Source organism: Micromonospora sp. DT228 (genome assembly GCF_049841595.1).
Classification (GTDB): Bacteria; Actinomycetota; Actinomycetes; order Mycobacteriales; family Micromonosporaceae; genus Micromonospora.
The window spans coordinates 1-17760 of the sequence record NZ_JBNCKO010000037.1 but is presented as its reverse complement, the minus strand read 5'-3'; the positions used below and the strand labels follow the sequence as shown (position 1 = coordinate 17760).

Genomic DNA, 17760 nt, shown 5'->3' with positions numbered 1-17760 from the left:
CAGACGAGCCCACTACGCCCGCCGCCTCAACCTCGAATTCCAACCATGATCACGAATGGCGGCTGTCGTACTAGGGCCCGCTCGATGCCCTCCAGGTCCAGGCGACCGCCGACCTCAAGCTCGACGAGTGGCACCTCCACTGCATGGGCGCCGACCTCGCGTAGCCAAGCGAAGTACGGCGGGTACACCGGAGGCATCACCACGACGCCATCGCCGGGGCTGACGAGCCGCCGCAGGACCTCCGTAACCCCAACCGCGATGTCTGCGCAGGTGCGCACCGCCGCCGGCTCGACATGCCATCGCCACCGACGCTTCGCCGTCGACGGAGCGCCGCGATCGGGAGATCAAAAGGCGCGCTCACCTCCAACACCCTGCCAGGCGACCTCATGCCGACCCAGATGGGGATCTCCTACCGGACACCGCCGGCCCCGCACCACAACATCCGCTCATCGACATGAGCGAACGTCACCCGCCCAACAGGCGGAGCCACCCACGTTGACACCTTGGGGCGCGCCGAGGGGGTCACCAGCCTGAAGGGCCTGGTCAGGGCATTCCCGGTGGCATCGGCGTCTCGGACGACGGAACTGCGGCGCGTACCTTCGGGATTGTGATGCCGGTGCTGATGACGGCTTCGCTCGTGCTGGCTATCAGCTACGCGGCCCGCCCTGATGGGGCGGGGTTGCCCGAGGTGTTGCGTTGGGTTGCCGCCGCGACCTGGGCCGGGCATCGTCACGACCGTGGTCGTGAACGTGCCGATCAACCTGTCCACACTGCGCTGGGACAAGGATTTCCCTCCGGAGCGCTGGCAAGAGCGCCGTAACCGCCGGGAGTGATTTCAGGGATACCGTTCGTGGGCCTATCTCGCGGCCTTCCTGCTCGTCGCTCTCTCGGTCGCCACGGTCGGCTGAGAGCCCACGCCTCATGACACTTCAGGTCAGGAGTTCGCGGGCCAGGGCCTCGGTCCACCAGCGCTCGACCTGATCGGGTTGCCAGCCGCGTTCGCCGGTCAGTGTGGTGTAGACGTCGATGTTGCAGATCGCCGCGTAGATGTCGGCGGCCGACGGAATGTCCAATCCTTGCCGGAGAACGCCGCCCGGCCACGACGAGAACACCTGGATCCTGGTCTCGTCCCCCCGCTGACGGCCGTCGCGGTAGGCGGTCGCCAGCTCGGGCTCGGTGCGGCCCGCCTCGCGTACGAGCGCGATGATGTCACCGGCACGCTCGAAGAGCCGCCGGTCGTAGCCGGCCATCGCCGCGAGTTGCCGCACCGGATCGTTCTCGGCCCCTTCCAGTTCGGCGAACGACTGCGATGGATTTGCGGCGATGTCTGCTGCGTCGGCCAGGGCCTGGATCAGCCCGGTCTTGTTCCCGTACACCGCGTAGACGGTCGGCACCGAGACCCCGGCCTCCCGTGCCACGTCACGTACCGTGGTCGCCGCCCAGCCGCGGGAGAGGAACAGTCGACGAGCGGCGCTGGCGATCTCACCCCTGGTCTCTGCCGCTTGCGCCACCCGGCGCAGTGACTCGTACCTCCGCCTGCCTGTCTCGTCGGTCATGGCTTGCCTCTTTCAGTTTCCGAGCCTTATATTGAATATATGTTGCGTAAACTCGGCGTCGGAAGCACCTGGACGTTCTCGCGGATCGCCGGACTCGCCGGACTCGGCTTCGCCATCCTGATCGCCTCCACAAACGCCTTCCTGGTGCCAGCCGGCCTGCCCCACACCGGCGCTGAGACCAACGACGTTGTCCAGTTTTTCACCACCCAACAGAACACCGTCGGCCTCGCGTCAGCGCTCGCCCCGATCGCCTGGGTGCTGGCCACCCTGTTCGGCGCCGGCGCGGTCTCCGTGCTGTGGCGATCCGACCGCGAGCACGGCACAGCCTGGTCCCTGGTCGGGTTCGCCGGGGTGATCATGCAGAACATCACCTTCACCGGCGTGATGGCCACCCGGCTCGCGCTCGCGTCAACGACCGCGCAGGACAGCAGCACGATCGCCGGGCTCTGGGCACTACACAACGCGCTGTTCATCTTCAACGGCACCTTCCTGGCACTGGCCATGACCGGCCTGTCCATCAGCGGCCGACGCGCCGGCCTGATCCGCCGCTGGCACAGCGGGATCGGCCTGCTGGCCGCCGCACTCCAGTTCGGCTCGGCCGTGCTGAGCCCTCTGGCCATCGACGACCCCGGTACGGTCGGTCTCCTCGGCCTTGTCGGCTGGCTGATCTGGGTCGTGTGGGTCGTCGCCTACGGCATCACCCTGATCCGCCCGACATCCGTTCCCATCCAGGCGATACCGAACGACCGACGCACCGGTCCCGTTGAGTCATTTCGATCAGATCGTCGCCAGGCCGATCTACCCGACGGCCAGCGTCGCCATCCAGCACAGCAGCGCGTCGAACCGCCGGAGAGCGCGCAGGCATAGACATCCGCTCATCGGCATGAGCGTGCACCCGATGAAGTCCCGCGAGTGGTCGGGCCAGCGGCGGTCCAGACCGTCCGGGAGGGGTTCTTGTTGGTGAGCGCTGAGCGGGTCGTGTGCATCGACCCCAGCAGTTGCAGCCGGTCCGCGTCGGCGCTGCCCGGCTCGGCGGTGAAGACGAGCATGACGCAGCCGGGGTTTCCCGGTAGGGGGTAGGTGTCCCAGTCCAGGACGATGTCGCCTACTCCCGGAATCCGGAAGGTCTTGGTACCGCTGACCGACTCACGTACGTCGTGCTGGGCCCACAGCCGCCGAAACTGGGCGCTGCGGATGCTCAAGTCACCAACGATCGCGGCAGCGCGTGGGTGGGTGGGGTCGGTGGCGACGGCGGCGCGCATCATGCCGATGTAGTCCAGGGCCTGCCGCTCCCAGTCCGGGCAGCTACGCTCGCCGGTCAGCGTGTCGTCGAACAGCAATAGGAGCATGTTGAGCCGGTCGGCAGGGTAAGCGTCCGGGTCGCCGAGCAGCGCCTGCGGCATCGGGTTCCAGTCGAGCAGGTCGAGATGCCGGCCGAGTACGACCGCAGGAGTGTCCATCACCCGCAGCAGACGCCGTGTGCCCTCTGGCATCCGCTCCGGATCGCGGTTCACCCGGGCGGGCATCGACCGGCGGGCGGCGTGGGCCAGGGTGAACAGGTGCCGGCGTTCTTCGTGGTCGAGGCCGAGCGCGCCGGCAAGCGCGTCCAGGACGTCGTCGGACGGGCGTACCTCCCGGCCCTGTTCGATCCGCTGGTAGTAGTCAGTGCTCAGCCCGGCCAGCAGGGCCAGCTCCTCGCGCCGTAGCCCGGTGACCTTGCGCCGGCCGCCCGGCTCCAGGCCGACGTCGTGCGGACGCAGCCGACTACGCCGAGCGCGGAGGAAGTCGCCGAGCTCACGAGCGTACGGATGAGGGCTGTTCATGCCGCAAGTGTGCAGCGGCCCGGACCGCCGGAGGTAGGTCCCTCAGACCTAGGCAACCGAGAACGACGGAACCCATCCGGATCGCTCCTAACGTCGGTGGGGCCAGCACACCGACACCTCCAGGAGCAGCCGATGACCGGATGGACCACCGACCAGATCCCCGACCAGCACGGTCGGGTTGCCGTCGTGACCGGCGCGAACTCGGGCCTCGGCCTGGTCACCGCCACCGAACTGGCCGGCCACGGCGCCCACGTCGTGCTCGCCGTTCGCCACACTCCCGCCGGCGAGGAGGCCGCCCGCCGGATCGGTCGCGACGTCGAGGTACGCAAGCTGGACCTGGCCTCCCTCGCCTCCGTGCGGACCTTCGCGGCGAAGCTGGCTGGCGACCACCCCGCGTGGTCAATCTCAGCTCGATCACCCACAAGAACGCGCACCTGGACTTCGATGACCTGATGTTCGAACACGACTATCGGGCAGCCACCGCCTACGGCCGGTCCAAGCTCGCAACCGCGATCTTCGGCATCGAACTGGACCGCCGCCTGCGCGCCGCCGGAACGCCGATCGTCAGCGCCCTGGCCCACCCCGGTCTCACCCGCACCAACCTGACTCCGCGTGCCTGGGAAGACCGTGGCCGATTCGGGCGACTGATCGCGTCGGCCGGCCTGCTGGCAACCCAGCCGGTGGCGCAGGGCGCGCTGCCGCAGTTGCACGCTGCGACCGAGCCCGGTGTGCGGGGTGGCCAGTACTTCGGCCCGTCCGGACTCTGGGAGACGCGAGGCAGAGTCACCGAGGCCCGGCTCAGCCAGGAGGCCGCCGACCCGGCCGTCGGCACGCGACTGTGGGCGGCAGCCGCGGACCTGACCGGCGTCAACTACCTCTGACCTACGACGGTCACCGGCTGGCCGGCAGCAATCCGCAGCACCGCGATCAGCCGCCGCACCTGCCTTCGCGCGGATACGCACAGGCCAAATGCTGCAGGACCCTCGGACAAGACCACCATCCGGCGCCGCGCCTTCTCGTCGCTGCCGCCTCGGCACCGGGCCAAAGTTCGGCGGTCAACAGCGGATGCGTTTACTCGTGACCCTCCTCCTGCACCATCTCAGATGGCCGGGGTTCCGGCCTCCCGGGCAGGGCCACGGAGGTACTCGGGGCGGATACCACGCCACCGGCCAACTGGCGGAAGCTGCTGACCGCCGGCGCCCAGCACCCCACCGCCGTGCGCGCTCCGGTCGACTGACCGCCGGCCACCGGCGCCCGCCTGCGACCGTGCGGACAGCCGCATATAGCAGGACGCGGTCCTGGAAAACCTGACCGAGGAGGACCTCCTGGCCCGAATCAACAGCCTGTAGCCTGCCGACAATCAGCGTCTGCCGGCGGGCCCGCACATCGCCGAGAAGTGCTGTCGCAGCATGGCGGCGCTGGTCGAGCGCACCGAGCTGTACGTCGATGTTGACTGTCGACTGTTTGCGATGGTTGACGACAGCAACGACCGGCGTAACGTGCCGCCCCCGCCGCACGAGCTCGATCAGTGGGTCAGCTCGACGCCGGGCTACGCGGTGGTCGAGAACATCGACGACGCCGTGGTGCTGGGTAGCGACACCCGACTGGAAACCTGGGACGGGCCGGCCGACTTCGACCCGGCCGGCTGGGACCGCAGCGACGTCCTCCAGGTGGTCTTCGCATACAGTTCAGCCCGGCCTGAGCCGCCGAGCCCACACGTCACGGTGGGGCGTGTCTGTCCCCGTGAGTGCGGCAACACCCACGGGGACGCTGACTCTCGGCGCTACTCAGCGCTCAATGCGGGCAGGCACCCACCGGCCGCGCCCCCGGGCGACCGTGGTCACGGCGATCCGGCGGCGCACGATCAGCACCGCGAGGCGGCATCCGCAGGTCACCGCGATCCTGAGCGGAGATGATGGCCTGGTGGTGACGGACCAGATCGCGAGCCAGGAGGTCACACGTCGGCTTCGAGAGCGAAGGTGTTGCCGTCGGGGTCCTGGAACCACGCGATACGTCCACCTCCGGCCCGCGCGGTGATTCCCTTGGCGTCGTGCTCGAGCTGCTCGTAGCGAACGAACTCGACGCCGGACGAGGAAAGTTCCTCGACAATCTGGTCGATGTCGTCGACGTACCACGTCGCCAGCGTCGCCGGGGTCTTCCCGGCGGTGACCGACTGGTACACGTTCAACGCCGGTCCGCCTCCGGAGCCATAGACGCGGCTGCCGTCGGCGATGGTGGCGCTGGGGCCGGACCGCAACGCCCGCAGGCCCAGCGCGCCTTCGTAGAAGGCCACGGCCTTCTGAATGTCGGACACGGCGACCGAGGTTCTGAGGTGGTACGCGCTCAAGGGCATGAACCACTCTGGCAGGTATCCCACGAATCGTGGCGCCGAATCGGCGACCTGTTCCGGTGCCCTTCGATCCGGGAAGTGACCGTGACGACAGGCCCCGACCCTGCCCAGCAGATCACGGCTGCCTGCATCACCGCGCCGGCGGCATCACCGGTGCGTGTCGCGGGAGTGGCGGTACCGCAAGCCTGGCTACACGACCTGCGGTACCGCCACTGGGAAGTCCACCGGTTACCCACCGTGGCGACGACAGTCGAACTCGACGTTGCCGCCCGCGTCGATGAGGACGGTTACTACATCACGGGGCTGATCGTCGTGCCGTGGCCGCCCGCTCGATGCGGGGACCGTTCGGGACAGCGGGCTCGCGCAATGTTTCGTCCGCTCGCGAATACCGAAAGAGACGCTCTCGGCAGCCGCTCTTTGACATGGCAGTCTCAGCGCCGCCTAACGGGTATGTCCTTGGTGAGGCAGGTGGTTCCGTCAGGGCTGGCGAGTGGCACCGACTGGTATCCCTCGCTGTGGTAGAGATCGATGTTCCGCAGGCTCTTGGTGCCGGTGACCAGCATGATGCGACGGCAGTCGGGTTCGGCGGCGGCTTCGGCGGTGCGCAGCAGCCACCGGCCCAGCCCGTGGCCTCGCAGGTCGGGCACGACGGCGAGGCGACCCACGTGCCAGTCGGTGTCGATCCGACGGGTCCGCACCATGCCCAGCAGTCGGCCGTCTAGCCAGATGCCGGTGGTGTGCCAGGTCGCCAGCCACTCGCGCACCTCCTCCGGCGACTCGTGCAGGGCCGGTATGGCCATGGTGTCGTTGACGACGGCCTCGTCCACCCAGCAGCACCGCTGCAGCACGGTGACCTGGGGCGCGTCGTCGGGGGTCAGCCGTCTCGCGTAGGACCCTGGCAGGGGGCCGGGCAGGGCCCCGACTTGTGCGCGTTCGCGCAGCGGCCGTAGGGCGTGGGCGACCCGGACCAGTTCGTCCAGCAGGCCGATGAGGTACTGAGCACTCTGTCGGAGCGACCCGGCCACACCAGCACCCTGGGGGAACAGGCCGACAAGATGGGCTGGTCACGCAGCCGGCTGTCCCGGCACGCCACCCGGATGGAGACGCGCGGTCTCTTGAGGCGCACACCCGACCCCACCGACGGCAGAGGCTGCATCCTCGTCCTCACTGCGCAAGGTCTAGACGCACTCGAAAAAGCCGCACCGGCCCACGTCGAGTCGGTACGACGCCACTTCATCGACCGGCTCGCCCCAGAAGACCTCATCGCCATCGAACAGATCGCCCGGAGGCTGGAAGAACCCGAGGCCGTCGACGATCAACCACCCAAACGGCACCCTTCGACATAGCGGGTTGTCATGCCCAGGCCGGAGCGAATTCCCGCTCCGGCCTCGGTCGTTGGTCATCCGCGCAGCGCGCGAACCTCGGTCAGTAGCTCGGTCGAGGTCCACATTGGCCGCGCCGACCGCCGACGTCACACCAGGCCATATGACTCACGGTGCATCAGTCGGGTCTGCTGCACCGCTCGATCGCATCACCACAGGTCAAAGCCCTCGACTCTGCCTGGCGTCGGTGAGCACTTCGGGCGCGGAGACCACTTCGCCAACCTGCTCACAGTTGCAAGGTTCAGAGCACCCCGCTGCTCCCAACCCGATCCCCCTACACCAGGCTCGCACCAGGCCGCCGACCGATGATGAACTGCCGGCCCAATGCTTTGGTCGGCACCAGCGCTGACTTCCGCAGCCGCAACGGTCGATCGGGGAGCACGTCTCCGATCGCCTCACCTTGTCAGCGGCAGAGCCGTGCGCCGCCAGGTTGCCGGAGACCATCGCCTGCTGTTAGGGGAACTGTCGCCTGACGAACTACAGCAGGCGAGGTCCGACCTCGGCTGGGCCTACGAACTCGCCATGACGGAACGGGACGACAACTCCGAACGCTGGGCTGCCACCGACAAGGCATGGAACGGGCTCGATTTCCTACTTCATCGGCTGGGCTTCGAGATTCCGCTGGTCTTGGGCGCGGAGGGGTTCGTGGAGTTGCCAGACGTCGAGCCCGACAGCGAGGAGATGTTCGATTTCCTGGAGAACCTCGAAGACGACTGGGGCTACGGGCCGCCTTCTTATCTGACACCGGCCCAAGCAGCATCGGCGGCCTCGCGACTGGCCGCGCTCACCGAAGACGGCCTCATTCAGGGTGTCGACCCGCAGGAGTTGAGCCGGGCCAATATCTACCCCGGGCCCTGGGAAGGACCCGGCGAACTCGCGTGGCTGGCCCACTATCTGCCGGGCGTCCAAAGCTTCTTCGCTGCAGCCGCCAGGGATGGTGCTGCGGTGATCTGCTGGCTTGACTGAGCGTCGGCTCAACCGCCGAGCGCCGGTAGGGGTAGGACCGCGTTCAGGTCCAGCTCCGCCGAAGGCACTCTAGAACGGCTGGGCGCGAGACGCCGTTGGGCGACCGCAACCCTGCAGGCGGTGATGAAACCTCTCATCCCGCGCGCACCGCTCGCGGCAGAAGAGGGCGCCGACCCTGACGGCTGCGAACTCGGTCGCGTGAACACTGGGCCAGGCGCGAGGATGCGTCCATGGCCCATGATCGGTTGCTCGCTCGGGCTCGGGAGCTCTGGGTCGAGATGGCTGGCGTTCCGATGGCCTTCCCCGCTGATGGGGGCATTGAAGTAGCCGTCTCGGCCAGGTCGCTGCTTTGTCCCCCGGGCTGGGTCGGGATCGTCGCGTTGGGCGACGCCGCCATCGTCACCGTGCCGGCGGGCAGTTGGGCGGGGATCGTGCGCAAGGTGCTGCACGGGTTGCCCGTCGGGGTTCTGACCGACTCTGACCGGCTGCGCGCCGTCCTGCCGGTCGCGGAGGTGCTGGGTCCGGCGAGCCTGGCCTATCTCGATGAGCGCGACTTCCAGCCGGCCGGACTCGATACTGTGGATGTGGTCCCTGGAGAACATGCCGATCTCGCCACGCTTCTGGCCTCTGTCACGGCGAACGACGCCGACGAATGCGGGTTGGCCGACATCACCTCCGACGCGTTCGTGGTGCGCCGCGGGAATCACGTTGTCGCGGCGGCTGGCTACCGGCGCTGGCCGGGGCTGGTGGCCCACATGTGCGTACTTACGAAGCCGAATGAACGTGGGCGCGGGCTGGCGCGTGCCGTTGCCTCCGTAGCAGTCGCGGACGGTTTGGCGAACCATCTGCTGCCGCAGTGGCGGGCTCGACCGGAACCGTCGCGCCGAGTGGCGCGGGCGCTGGGATTCCGTCAGCTTGGCGCTCAGCTGAGCATCCGAATCAGAGCCTGAGCCCCGAACGCCAGTTCGCCGGCTGCGCGGACGGCCGTGCCGAACGCGGCGCGAGTCGCGCGATCAGCGGCAGATGCCGTGCGTTCTCGGGGTCGTTGCCCGTGGAAGCGTTCTGCGGGACCGGACCGGTGCCGCACCGACCGGCTGACCTCTGGCGGCCCAGACAGCCGCATCACCGACCGGACTGCCTCGTTAACGGTCCTGCTCGGTTCTGAGCACGCGCATCATTCGCAGGATGCCCTGATGAATCAACACGCCGACGCCGGTGTTGGCTATGGCGAGCCCAGACGCGCCGAGCAACCCCGGCCCGACACTCATCACGTCGTCGGCGGCGAGCAGGACTGGCCACCCCAGAGCGGCGGCGATGAGCGACAACCGCCACCAGCGTCCGAATACAAGGCCGAACAAGATCAGTGTCGGGATCACGGCGATCCGCCCTTCGCTGCTCCCAACATACGCTCATCGGCCGGGCGTCCGCCCCACCCCGCGACGTCACGGAACGGGGCGCCCGCTCGGCGGCATGAGCGTGCACCGCCGACCGTGAATGCGAGCGCCACCGTGCGCTTCGTCGCGCCGCCGATGTTAGGTTCGCCGGCATGACGGTGCAGATCACGGCCCGGCAGTTCCACGCGGCCGACGGTGTCGAGGACTGGCGCTGCCTCTACCACGTGGTCTCGGCGTATTTCCGCACCGGATCGCTGACCAAGGGCATAGCGCTCGTCGATGAGGTCGGCCGCCTCGTCGGTGGCGCGGAGCAGGGGTACGTCAACGTCGATCTGCGTCATGCCGGCGTCACGGTGTCCCTGTTGTCGCGCGACGTTGCGCTGGCCCGGCGAATCTCGGCTGCCGCCAGGGAACTGGACATCCCTGCCGATCCGAGCGCCGTGCAGCTCATCAACGTCACTCTCGACGCCCTCGTCGGCGCGGACGTGCTGCCGTTCTGGCGGGCGCTGCTGAGTTACCGCCAGATCGGTGACGACTATCTGGGCGACCCGGCGCGCCGGGGGCCCGGCTTCGGGTTGCAGCCCATGGACGACCGGCGTCCACAGCGCAATCGCATGCACCTTGATGTCGCCGTTCCGCATGATCAGGCCGAGGCCCGCATCGCCGCCGCATTGGCCGCGGGTGGCCAGCTGGTCTCTGATGCGCACGCACCGAAGTGGTGGGTCTTGGCCGACGCCGAGGGCAACGAGGCGTGCGTCGCCACCTGGGTCGGCCGAGAATAGGGGCCTATTCGACGGTTCACGCCCACAATCAACCGTATCGACGCGCTCGCTGACGAGGTCCGGCACCCGCAGACGCTATTGCTGAACCGTCGGCCACACTTACGGCATGACGGCGACGATCATGCCGATAGCCTCCGCCCATCCGGCGTTCGACCAGGTGGCTGCTCTGTTCGACGACTATCGGGCGCACTACGGCCAACCGTCAACCCCGGAGATCACCCGCTCCTGGCTGCACGACCAACTCGCACAACACCGGATCTCCGCCGCTGCCGCCACCCGAGCTGATCACGTCTGCGGCTTCATCACGGTCACGATCATGCCGGCATCGCTCATGCTGGGCACCTCATGGTCGATCCGCGACCTTTACGTGGCCCCGCACCATCGCCGCAGCGGTATCGCGAACGCCCTGCTCCAGCACGTCATTCACAACGCCCGTGCCGCTGGTGCGCATCGTGTTTCACTCCAAACCGAAATCGACAACATCCCCGCGCTGGCGCTCTACACCGACATCGGCTTTCAGCCCGTCACCGGCCTGGAGCTACTTAACCTCACCTTCGATCCCACCCGCCAAGATGTGGAAGACACGGCAGCCACCTCGGAGCCCCCCATCACGGTCCGGAACGACAGCTAGTGACGCGCGCTCATCGGCATGAGCGGACGTGACCACGCGCTCTACCGCCTCTGGCGAGGGCTAGCGCTGACGCCTTCGGCGCCGCCGAGGAGGCCTCCAGCCTGAAGGGCATGACCAGGGCACTCCCCGTGGGACCGGCGTCTCGGGTGACGGAACTGCGGCGGGCTCCAGCAAGCTCACCCACAACGCTTCATATCGACGGGCAGCACCCTTGCAGGCGTGGCGCTGAGCGATTCGAGGCGTCGGCCGGCGCCAGCGATCCCGCCAGCAGCCACGCCGACCACTTCGACCCCTACTGGGAGGTCACACCACAGCGCTCGACCGGATCACCACAGGTCACAGCCCTCGGCTCCATTCAGCCGTAAGGTGGCGACCGGACCCGCCGAACAGGCGAACCGCCTCTGTCGCTCGCTGCTGATGGCCAACGGACGCTCCTGCAGACGGCCTGTGCAGGATGAGCCCTGTTTGCCGTCCGGCGCGACCGGCATCACCGGACGGCCCCGACGGCATCCACGACGAGACTGCCGCTGCGCACCATGATCTCCACGGTGTGCGTGCCGGCGCCGAGGTTGCGCAGGGCGTACGTCTGATAGAACTCGGGAGAGGCGAGCGTGCTCGCTGCGGAGTTGACCACCGTGCCGTCCACCTTGACCTGCAGGACGGCCGAGCCGTTGTTCGGCCCCATGATGTCCAGTCCGGTGCCGGCGAACGTGTAGGTCAGCGTCGAGCCGCTTCCCTGGCTGGTCGACAGGCTCCGCTGAACGTTGTACATGCCCTTACCGTTTTCGTGCGCCCAGGACCCGCCGTACACCAGCTTCCTGACGGGCGGGTTGGCCAGGTCGGACATCTCCAGGTTGTCCAGCACCTCGGAGTAGTACGGCGGGCTTCCGTCGACCGTCTCCACCCGGAGGTTGTCAAACCGGGTGAAGTAGTAGCCGCTGCCCAGCGTGATCCGGCCGGACAGTTTGGGATTCGGGTCGGTGTAGGTGGCCAGTGTGACGCCGTCGAGGTAGGCGGTCACCGTGCTTCCGGCGCCTTTCAGCGCGATGTTGTGCCAGGCGTTGTGAGCGGTGTTGAACCCACCGATCCGCACGCCGCCGGCGCCGCTGACCACGTTGCCGCTGGCAACCGCGCTGTTGTTGACCAGCAACTGCCAGCCCCCGTCGAAGGTGAACCTCACCGAGTACGGCGCACCGTTGTCACCGTGCTGCTCGCGGATGCCCAGCCGGGCGTGGTTGGCGCCGTTCTGGGTGCTGCTGTTCTCGAAGGAGACGTCGACACTGGCCTTGTAGTTGAGCCACCGGCTGTCACCGATCCTGGTGACCGCGTCCCCCCCGTTCCACGCACCGCCCAGGCCCTGGCTCGGGCTGTCCAACTGCTGGCGCAGCACGTAATTGGTTGATCCGTCCGGCTGGTACGCCTCGAAGGCGCCGTTGCGGTCGCTGGCGTAGCGCGGGATGACGCTCCTGGCGCCGCCACGCGACGTGATGAAGTCCTCCGTGCCCGTGATGGTGCCGCCACTGCCGATCACCGGGACCGTCTTGCCGGAGTAGTCGAAGCCGTCGGCGTAGAGGATGTTGTCGCTGGTGCTCTGCACGTCGCCGGAGAGGTCGGTGTCCAGCACGGTGCGCTGGCCCTCGACCGGCAGGGGTTCCAGGTACTCGGGCTTGGTGTGGTTGGCCAGCGTCGTCACGGTGACGACCGAGTTCGGCCTGACCGTCACGGAGTACACCCCGCCGGCATCGGCCGGGACGCTGCCGAGGTGCTTCAGGTAGTTGGCGTTGAACGCCTGGCCGGGGTCGGCCGCGCGGGTTTCCCATAGCTGTAGGGCCGGAGCGCCGGAGTAGGCCATGTTCACCGGCTGGAGGCGGTACGACTGGGTGTACTCGCTGTCGTTCATGATGACCGTGGAGAAGTTGCGCCGGTCGGGCGCGGCGAGCGTGAGATAGCTGGGCGTGCCGTTGCGTCCGACCACCGGGTTCGTCCCGGTCGCTCCGGTAGAGCTGGATTCGGGCACGGCGCGCCAGATACCTGCCGTGTTGCTGGAGTTCTCCCAGCCGGTCTTGGCAAACCAGCTGAAGTGCCGCAGCACGTCGATGGCGGCGTCGTAGTGCAGCCAGCCCGACCAGGGATCACGGGCGCTGACGACCTCCTTGTAGGAGTACTGCCCACCCTCGTAGAAGGACCCGATGGCCGGTTGGTAGATGAAGTTGGTCCGGCGCGAGTTGACGAACCCCTTGATGATGGTGTTTCCCATCTCCAGGGCGCTGTTGGTGCCGCCGAAACCGGTTCCGACCACGGACGGGGACCGCATGTTGTTGTTGGGGCGGAAGGCGGAATTGCCGAAGGTCGCCTGTGCTTCGCTGTTCCAGATCTCCTTGTCGTAGTCCATCGCCAGGCGCTTGAAGTTGCCGGCGCTGTCGTCGTCGGGGCTGTAGTGATAGCCGGCCGCCGCCACCACGTCGCGCAGGCCGGCGTCGCCGATCATGCTGCCGCCGAACGACCCGACACCGACCTCGTCGGAGATGACGACCTTGAGCTGGTTGTACCGGGATTGCTCTGTCGAGTTGGCGAAGTCGGCACTGTCGGTCCTGACCCGGTTGGCGTACGTCTTGGTCCAGTTCAGGTCCGCCCCGCGCTCGTTGAGACCCGGGTTGACGTAGTCGACCATGAACCCGTAGGTCCGGTACGCGCTCAGGATGGTCTTCTTGAACCAGGTGTAGACCTTGTCGTTGCTGTTCACCCAGCCGGGGGAGTTCCAGCGCAGCAGGGACACCTTGACGTTGGGGTTGACCTTCTTCGCGTCGGCCGCGAGTTGGAAGCCCTGCGCACGCTTGACGTTGGGGGTCTCGGACTCCCAACGCATGGTCGAGGGGTCCGGTCCGGTGGAGTTGTTGCGGTCGTTGCCCATCTCGATCTTCACATTGGTGAAGACCGGACTCTCCCCACCGAAGAGGACCCGCAGCAGCTGCGCGTACGCGGTCGGGCTCTGGGCCTTGTAGTCCATCAGCAACTCGCTGGTGCTGTTGGCGCTGAGCGCCCCGAAGCCCTTGAACGTCAGGCCGTTGACGTTGCCGGCGCGGATGTTGTTGCCGTCCAGCGTGATCGTGCCCGATCCCGGAGTCGACACGTCAGTGACGGTCCACTGCTGGTTGGTGCTGCCGCTGTTCGCGTACTGGACGAGGTTGGCGCCGTCGGACGTGCTGCCCCCGCCATCCAGATACAGCCCGTTGGCCCGGTTCCTGAACTTGGTGTAGCCGCCGGAGTCCTCCCGGGTCCACTGCTGGTTGGTGCTGCCGCTGCCACTCCACTGGCCGCAGACGGATCCGCCCGTCGTGCGGCCCATCCCGTCCAGGTACAGGCCGGTGGCCCGATTCTTGATCTGCACGTAGTCGCCGACGGCATCGATCGTCCACTGCTGGTTGTCGCTGGACGACGAGGAATATTGGCCGACTGCGGCGCCGTTGGTGGTCCGGCCCATGCCGTCGATGAACTTGCCGGTGGTCCGGTTGCCCAGTTTGACGTAGGCGGCGGCTGCTTCCATGGTCAGGCCCACTGGCGTGGATGCGACCGGCATGGCTACCAGGTACGTCAGGGCAAGCGCTACGACCGACAGCATGCTCAGCGCGGTGGGCCTGACGCGGGCACGGCGCGGGCCGGCAACTGCCGGAGTCTGCCGAGGCGGAGCGGATCGAGGGCTGGTCATGAGATCTCCAGTCAACCGGTCAAGGTGTGGCGGGCGACGCCTCGGGCTCGCCGGCCTGCGGTGTCCAGAGGTGGCACGTCATCGTCTGATCACATCGAAGCATATTTATGCCATCCGGATCCAGAGGTGCCAGGAAACGGACCGAGACGTTCAAGAACGTTCAGACTCGAACATCCGGCTGTCAGGCTGGAGGACCGCGACGGATCCACCCAGCGGTCGGGGCCACGCTGGAGACAGGATCTCGCGCTTGAACAGCGGGACGAGTGCCTTCCGGTCCCGGGGCTGGAGAGGCCCCGACCGACGAGCACACGCGGATCCCGCCGACCTGCGGGCCTGGTAGTGCGCCTGGCGCGACGGCACCGTTCTCGCAAGTACCTCGTCGCTGCCTCTGTTTGCTGTCAACAGCAGCAGGGGTACGGGCGCTCGTTGGAACTGACGCCAACCAACTACCGCCGACCCGTGCTCGATCCCGCAGCTGTCTTCGACCACTCCGGCCCGCTGAAGGGTCCGCTCACAGAAGAGGTTCTGCGGGCCGTGGAAGCGCACTCGAGAACGGTCCACGATCGTCCGCATATGTCCGGCGGGATGTGGGCGCACGTCACTCAGGTCGTCACAACGCCCGTGGTCGGACTCCGGTCCCACCATTACCATAACGGACATGTCGATCGGAGGTGTTGTGATGGATGCGGGACTCACCGCGCTAGCAGTGGCCGTTGTCGGCGTCATAGGTACGCTCTTGTCCCCCGTCCTCGCTCAACGGTCCACCGCCCGGGCGAATCGGGTCGCCGCCGAGGTGGATCGGAAACTCCGTCGCGAGGAACGGGACGCCGTAGCCCGCCAGGTCGCGTTCGAGGAACGGCGGACTGAGTACACGGCACTCAATGCATTGGCCCGTACATGTCGGAACCAGTTCAAGGCGTGCGCTCGCTCTGCGAAGTTGAATGCGCTTGTACCTGAGCAGGTGGCTTCCGCGCGAGAGGCATGGATCGCATACCAGGACCGGTACGACAGCGCGCAGATGGTCTTACCAGACGAGATACTCGCCCTCGCCTCGCAGCTCAACCGCTTATTAGCCGCAGGGTATCGACGGGTGCAGGGGCTCACCTCAGCCGATGGTCCCGATCCTGAGACGATCGTCGACTTCTGCAATGGAACGATACTCGACCTGGTTACCCAGATGCGGCACTTGATGCGCACTGACCTGGGCGTGAGCATGTCGCTCGTCCCGTCAAGCCAAGGGCCTCAGGCGTAATCGGTCGCATCGTCCACTGTTGCGCCAGCCGCACGGCAGGGTGACCTGATATGCACGACTAACGACACCTTGTGCATATGTGTGCCCAACCTATGCCCTTGCGTGTCGGAGCATTGCCGTCACACCGCGCCGTCGGGGTGTTGACGCCGGCTGCCCGCGGAGGTTCGCAGCGTGAGGCGGTGACTCGAGCAAGGTGGTGGTCGTGGGCTTGGCCGCGGCGGCCAGGAAGCCTGCCTACGGATGCGATCCCACGTCGGGGTCCGGCGTGTGTCGCGGTCGAAGCCTTGGCGCAGTGCCTGCCGGTGACGGCCTTGAACATGGTGTCGTAGTCGTGCGGGGTGCTCCGGTGACCTTCGACGTCCGCCACGGGCGCGTTGATCAATGACATCCCGCCGGAGCGGGCCGCCGAGATGCCTCGCGATGCCCGTCCTTGATCGGACAACCCTCTTGTCGCCCGCGTTACTGATCGTCAGTTGTCGAGTGCATACGGTACGGGCTGTTGTTGATTCAGTATTGAGGAGGAGTTCCGTGACCCAACCGACCACCACCGGCGCCGCGCCGGCCGCGCCGCAGAACGCGGTCATGGCGGCCTTCGCGGGCGGCACCCGTGTGATCATGGCCGGCGAACTGCACTCCCGGATAAGGCACGACGAGGAGATCGCGATCTGGCGAGCACAGGGCGTCACGGTCCTGTACGAGGAGGGCGCGCTCCCCCTCCTCCCGGGTCACGGCCTGCCGGCCGCGATCAGACTCGACAGCCCGCTGATGGGTCTCGTCGCGTGCGCCGGCGAGATCGCCGGGCTGCTCACCGACGAGCAGATCGACGAGTGGGTTGCCGACCGCGACAGGAATCGTCAGAAGAAGCTTGTCGACGACTTCGAGGCCGTCGACCTGGCGGCCGGCGAGATCCTCGCCGCGCTCAGGGAGGAGTTGGCGGGCCCCGGCGCGAGCAAGGACAGCCCCGCCGCCAAGAAGGGCGAGATGCTGCGCAACTACGTCCAGTCCATCACCGACACGGTCCGCACCTACCACCGCGCGACCGAAATAGACCGGATGCGGACGACCTCTTCTACCCGGGCCACTCTGGGGGTGAACATCGTCGCCCTGCGGTCCGAGATCAAATCGGCCCTGCCGTTGGAGGATCCGAGCCTCGCCCAGTTCGCCGACCGACCAAAGGTCGCCCGATCGGCCGCCATGCTGCTGCGCCTGACCCGGTTCGCGCAGTACGCCGCTCAGCCGACGGTCTGGAAGGTCGGCGAGAACCACATCCACGACGCCGTGGCGCTGGGCGGCGGTCACCCGGCACCGGTGCCGGGTGCGCTCGTCATGCCCCGCCCGCAGTACATTGCCGCTTTCCGACAGTTCCTGGACCCGGTCCGTGTAGCCGAGACACAGCAATTCTTTCGGGACAACCCGAACGCCGTCCGACCCATGATGCACTACATGTACGACAAGGGCTGGGTCTCCTGAAACGGAACGGGGTGCGCCACCGCGATCGGTGGCGCATCCTGCTTGTGCCCGTGCTCAAGAGTTGGCGAGGATCTCGTCCAGGGCGGTCATGAACTCGTCCATGGTCAGCCACGGCGCGTCCCGCGAAATCAGTGGGGCCAGGTCCTTTGTCATCTGCCCTCCCTCGACGGTGTCGACCCAGGCCTTCTCCAGCTTATCCGCGAACGCGGTGACCTCCGGCGCGCCGTCGGGCTTGCTCCGGTGCGCCAGGCCACGGGTTCGAGCGAAGATCGACGCGATCGAGTTGGTGGAGGTCTTTCTCGGCGTTCACGTAGCTCCGACCGACCGACCGACCGGGCCGGTTCCGGGCGCGTCAGGACAGGCCGATGATGGCCTAGTACGACAGCCGCCATTCGTGATCATGGTTGGAATTCGAGGTTGAGGCGGCGGGCGTAGTGGGCTCGTCTGG

At 67.3% G+C, this 17760-nt stretch carries 13 protein-coding genes and 4 pseudogenes; 10 read left to right on the top strand and 7 right to left on the bottom strand.

Translation table 11 applies throughout. The features are described 5' to 3' along the window. Positions 1 to 929: 929 nt before the first annotated feature. Positions 930 to 1556, bottom strand: a complete 627-nt coding sequence (locus ACLQ29_RS35065; RefSeq protein ID WP_425775648.1) for a TetR/AcrR family transcriptional regulator — start codon at positions 1554 to 1556, stop codon at positions 930 to 932. A gap of 39 nt (positions 1557 to 1595) precedes the next feature. On the opposite strand from ACLQ29_RS35065, the gene ACLQ29_RS35060 reads away from it, so the two are divergent. Beyond that, positions 1596 to 2423 carry a hypothetical protein gene (locus ACLQ29_RS35060; RefSeq protein WP_425775647.1) on the top strand — a complete coding sequence of 276 codons (828 nt, stop codon included), beginning with the start codon at positions 1596 to 1598 and terminating at the stop codon, positions 2421 to 2423. Positions 2424 to 2431: 8 nt separating this feature from the next. Here ACLQ29_RS35060 and ACLQ29_RS35055 read toward each other — a convergent pair whose 3' ends face one another. Then, entirely contained in the window at positions 2432 to 3379 is a 948-nt protein-coding gene (locus ACLQ29_RS35055) for a helix-turn-helix transcriptional regulator (RefSeq protein WP_425775646.1), read from the bottom strand. A 132-nt stretch (positions 3380 to 3511) separates the two neighbouring features. Here ACLQ29_RS35055 and ACLQ29_RS35050 point away from each other — a divergent pair. Together ACLQ29_RS35050 and ACLQ29_RS35045 are read left to right on the top strand one after the other, a co-directional pair. Next, positions 3512 to 4260 (top strand): annotated as a pseudogene (locus ACLQ29_RS35050) (SDR family NAD(P)-dependent oxidoreductase). 528 nt (positions 4261 to 4788) lie between these two features. After that, the gene (locus ACLQ29_RS35045) at positions 4789 to 5295 is read left to right on the top strand and encodes a hypothetical protein (protein WP_425775645.1); all 507 of its coding nucleotides are present in this window, start codon (positions 4789 to 4791) and stop codon (positions 5293 to 5295) included. 38 nt (positions 5296 to 5333) lie between these two features. On the opposite strand, the gene ACLQ29_RS35040 is transcribed toward ACLQ29_RS35045, so the two are convergent. Together ACLQ29_RS35040 and ACLQ29_RS35035 are read right to left on the bottom strand one after the other, a co-directional pair. After that, entirely contained in the window at positions 5334 to 5693 is a 360-nt protein-coding gene (locus ACLQ29_RS35040) for a VOC family protein (RefSeq protein ID WP_357816434.1), read from the bottom strand. 467 nt (positions 5694 to 6160) lie between these two features. Beyond that, positions 6161 to 6712: pseudogene (locus tag ACLQ29_RS35035) on the bottom strand (GNAT family N-acetyltransferase); the annotation flags it as partial. Between the two features lie 6 nt (positions 6713 to 6718). On the opposite strand from ACLQ29_RS35035, the pseudogene ACLQ29_RS35030 reads away from it, so the two are divergent. From ACLQ29_RS35030 to ACLQ29_RS35020, 3 genes and pseudogenes are all read left to right on the top strand, one after another. Further along, positions 6719 to 7075: pseudogene (locus tag ACLQ29_RS35030) on the top strand (MarR family winged helix-turn-helix transcriptional regulator); the annotation flags it as partial. Positions 7076 to 7528: 453 nt separating this feature from the next. After that, the gene (locus ACLQ29_RS35025; RefSeq protein WP_425775644.1) at positions 7529 to 8077 is read left to right on the top strand and encodes a DUF1877 family protein; all 549 of its coding nucleotides are present in this window, start codon (positions 7529 to 7531) and stop codon (positions 8075 to 8077) included. Positions 8078 to 8307: 230 nt separating this feature from the next. Beyond that, entirely contained in the window at positions 8308 to 9027 is a 720-nt protein-coding gene (locus tag ACLQ29_RS35020; RefSeq protein ID WP_425775643.1) for a GNAT family N-acetyltransferase, read from the top strand. Positions 9028 to 9219: 192 nt separating this feature from the next. On the opposite strand, the gene ACLQ29_RS35015 is transcribed toward ACLQ29_RS35020, so the two are convergent. Then, entirely contained in the window at positions 9220 to 9453 is a 234-nt protein-coding gene (locus tag ACLQ29_RS35015) for a hypothetical protein (RefSeq protein WP_357111728.1), read from the bottom strand. Positions 9454 to 9623: 170 nt separating this feature from the next. Between ACLQ29_RS35015 and ACLQ29_RS35010 the strand changes: the two genes are divergently transcribed. Together ACLQ29_RS35010 and ACLQ29_RS35005 are read left to right on the top strand one after the other, a co-directional pair. Continuing rightward, complete coding sequence (locus ACLQ29_RS35010; protein WP_425775642.1) at positions 9624 to 10253, top strand: VOC family protein; 630 nt, start codon at positions 9624 to 9626, stop codon at positions 10251 to 10253. Positions 10254 to 10359: 106 nt separating this feature from the next. Beyond that, a complete protein-coding gene (locus ACLQ29_RS35005; protein ID WP_425775641.1) occupies positions 10360 to 10884 on the top strand; it encodes a GNAT family N-acetyltransferase in 525 nt (174 codons plus the stop codon). Positions 10885 to 11371: 487 nt separating this feature from the next. Here ACLQ29_RS35005 and ACLQ29_RS35000 read toward each other — a convergent pair whose 3' ends face one another. Then, the gene (locus tag ACLQ29_RS35000) at positions 11372 to 14503 is read right to left on the bottom strand and encodes an RICIN domain-containing protein (protein ID WP_425775640.1); all 3132 of its coding nucleotides are present in this window, start codon (positions 14501 to 14503) and stop codon (positions 11372 to 11374) included. A gap of 745 nt (positions 14504 to 15248) precedes the next feature. On the opposite strand from ACLQ29_RS35000, the gene ACLQ29_RS34995 reads away from it, so the two are divergent. Together ACLQ29_RS34995 and ACLQ29_RS34990 are read left to right on the top strand one after the other, a co-directional pair. After that, a complete protein-coding gene (locus ACLQ29_RS34995) occupies positions 15249 to 15842 on the top strand; it encodes a hypothetical protein (RefSeq protein ID WP_425775639.1) in 594 nt (197 codons plus the stop codon). A 528-nt stretch (positions 15843 to 16370) separates the two neighbouring features. Beyond that, on the top strand, positions 16371 to 17312 hold the full coding sequence (locus ACLQ29_RS34990; protein ID WP_425775638.1) for a hypothetical protein: 942 nt from the start codon (positions 16371 to 16373) through the stop codon (positions 17310 to 17312). Between the two features lie 54 nt (positions 17313 to 17366). Here ACLQ29_RS34990 and ACLQ29_RS34985 read toward each other — a convergent pair. Further along, positions 17367 to 17609: pseudogene (locus ACLQ29_RS34985) on the bottom strand (NADP-dependent isocitrate dehydrogenase); the annotation flags it as partial. Positions 17610 to 17760 lie beyond the last annotated feature (151 nt).

Coding starts and splice junctions, on each gene's coding strand:
- ACLQ29_RS35065 (WP_425775648.1), bottom strand. CDS start 1,556: ATGACCGACGAGACAGGCAGGCGGAGGTACGAGTCACTGCGCCGGGTG.
- ACLQ29_RS35060 (WP_425775647.1), top strand. CDS start 1,596: ATGTTGCGTAAACTCGGCGTCGGAAGCACCTGGACGTTCTCGCGGATC.
- ACLQ29_RS35055 (WP_425775646.1), bottom strand. CDS start 3,379: ATGAACAGCCCTCATCCGTACGCTCGTGAGCTCGGCGACTTCCTCCGC.
- ACLQ29_RS35045 (WP_425775645.1), top strand. CDS start 4,789: ATGGCGGCGCTGGTCGAGCGCACCGAGCTGTACGTCGATGTTGACTGT.
- ACLQ29_RS35020 (WP_425775643.1), top strand. CDS start 8,308: ATGGCCCATGATCGGTTGCTCGCTCGGGCTCGGGAGCTCTGGGTCGAG.
- ACLQ29_RS35010 (WP_425775642.1), top strand. CDS start 9,624: ATGACGGTGCAGATCACGGCCCGGCAGTTCCACGCGGCCGACGGTGTC.
- ACLQ29_RS35005 (WP_425775641.1), top strand. CDS start 10,360: ATGACGGCGACGATCATGCCGATAGCCTCCGCCCATCCGGCGTTCGAC.
- ACLQ29_RS35000 (WP_425775640.1), bottom strand. CDS start 14,503: ATGCTGTCGGTCGTAGCGCTTGCCCTGACGTACCTGGTAGCCATGCCG.
- ACLQ29_RS34995 (WP_425775639.1), top strand. CDS start 15,249: ATGTCGATCGGAGGTGTTGTGATGGATGCGGGACTCACCGCGCTAGCA.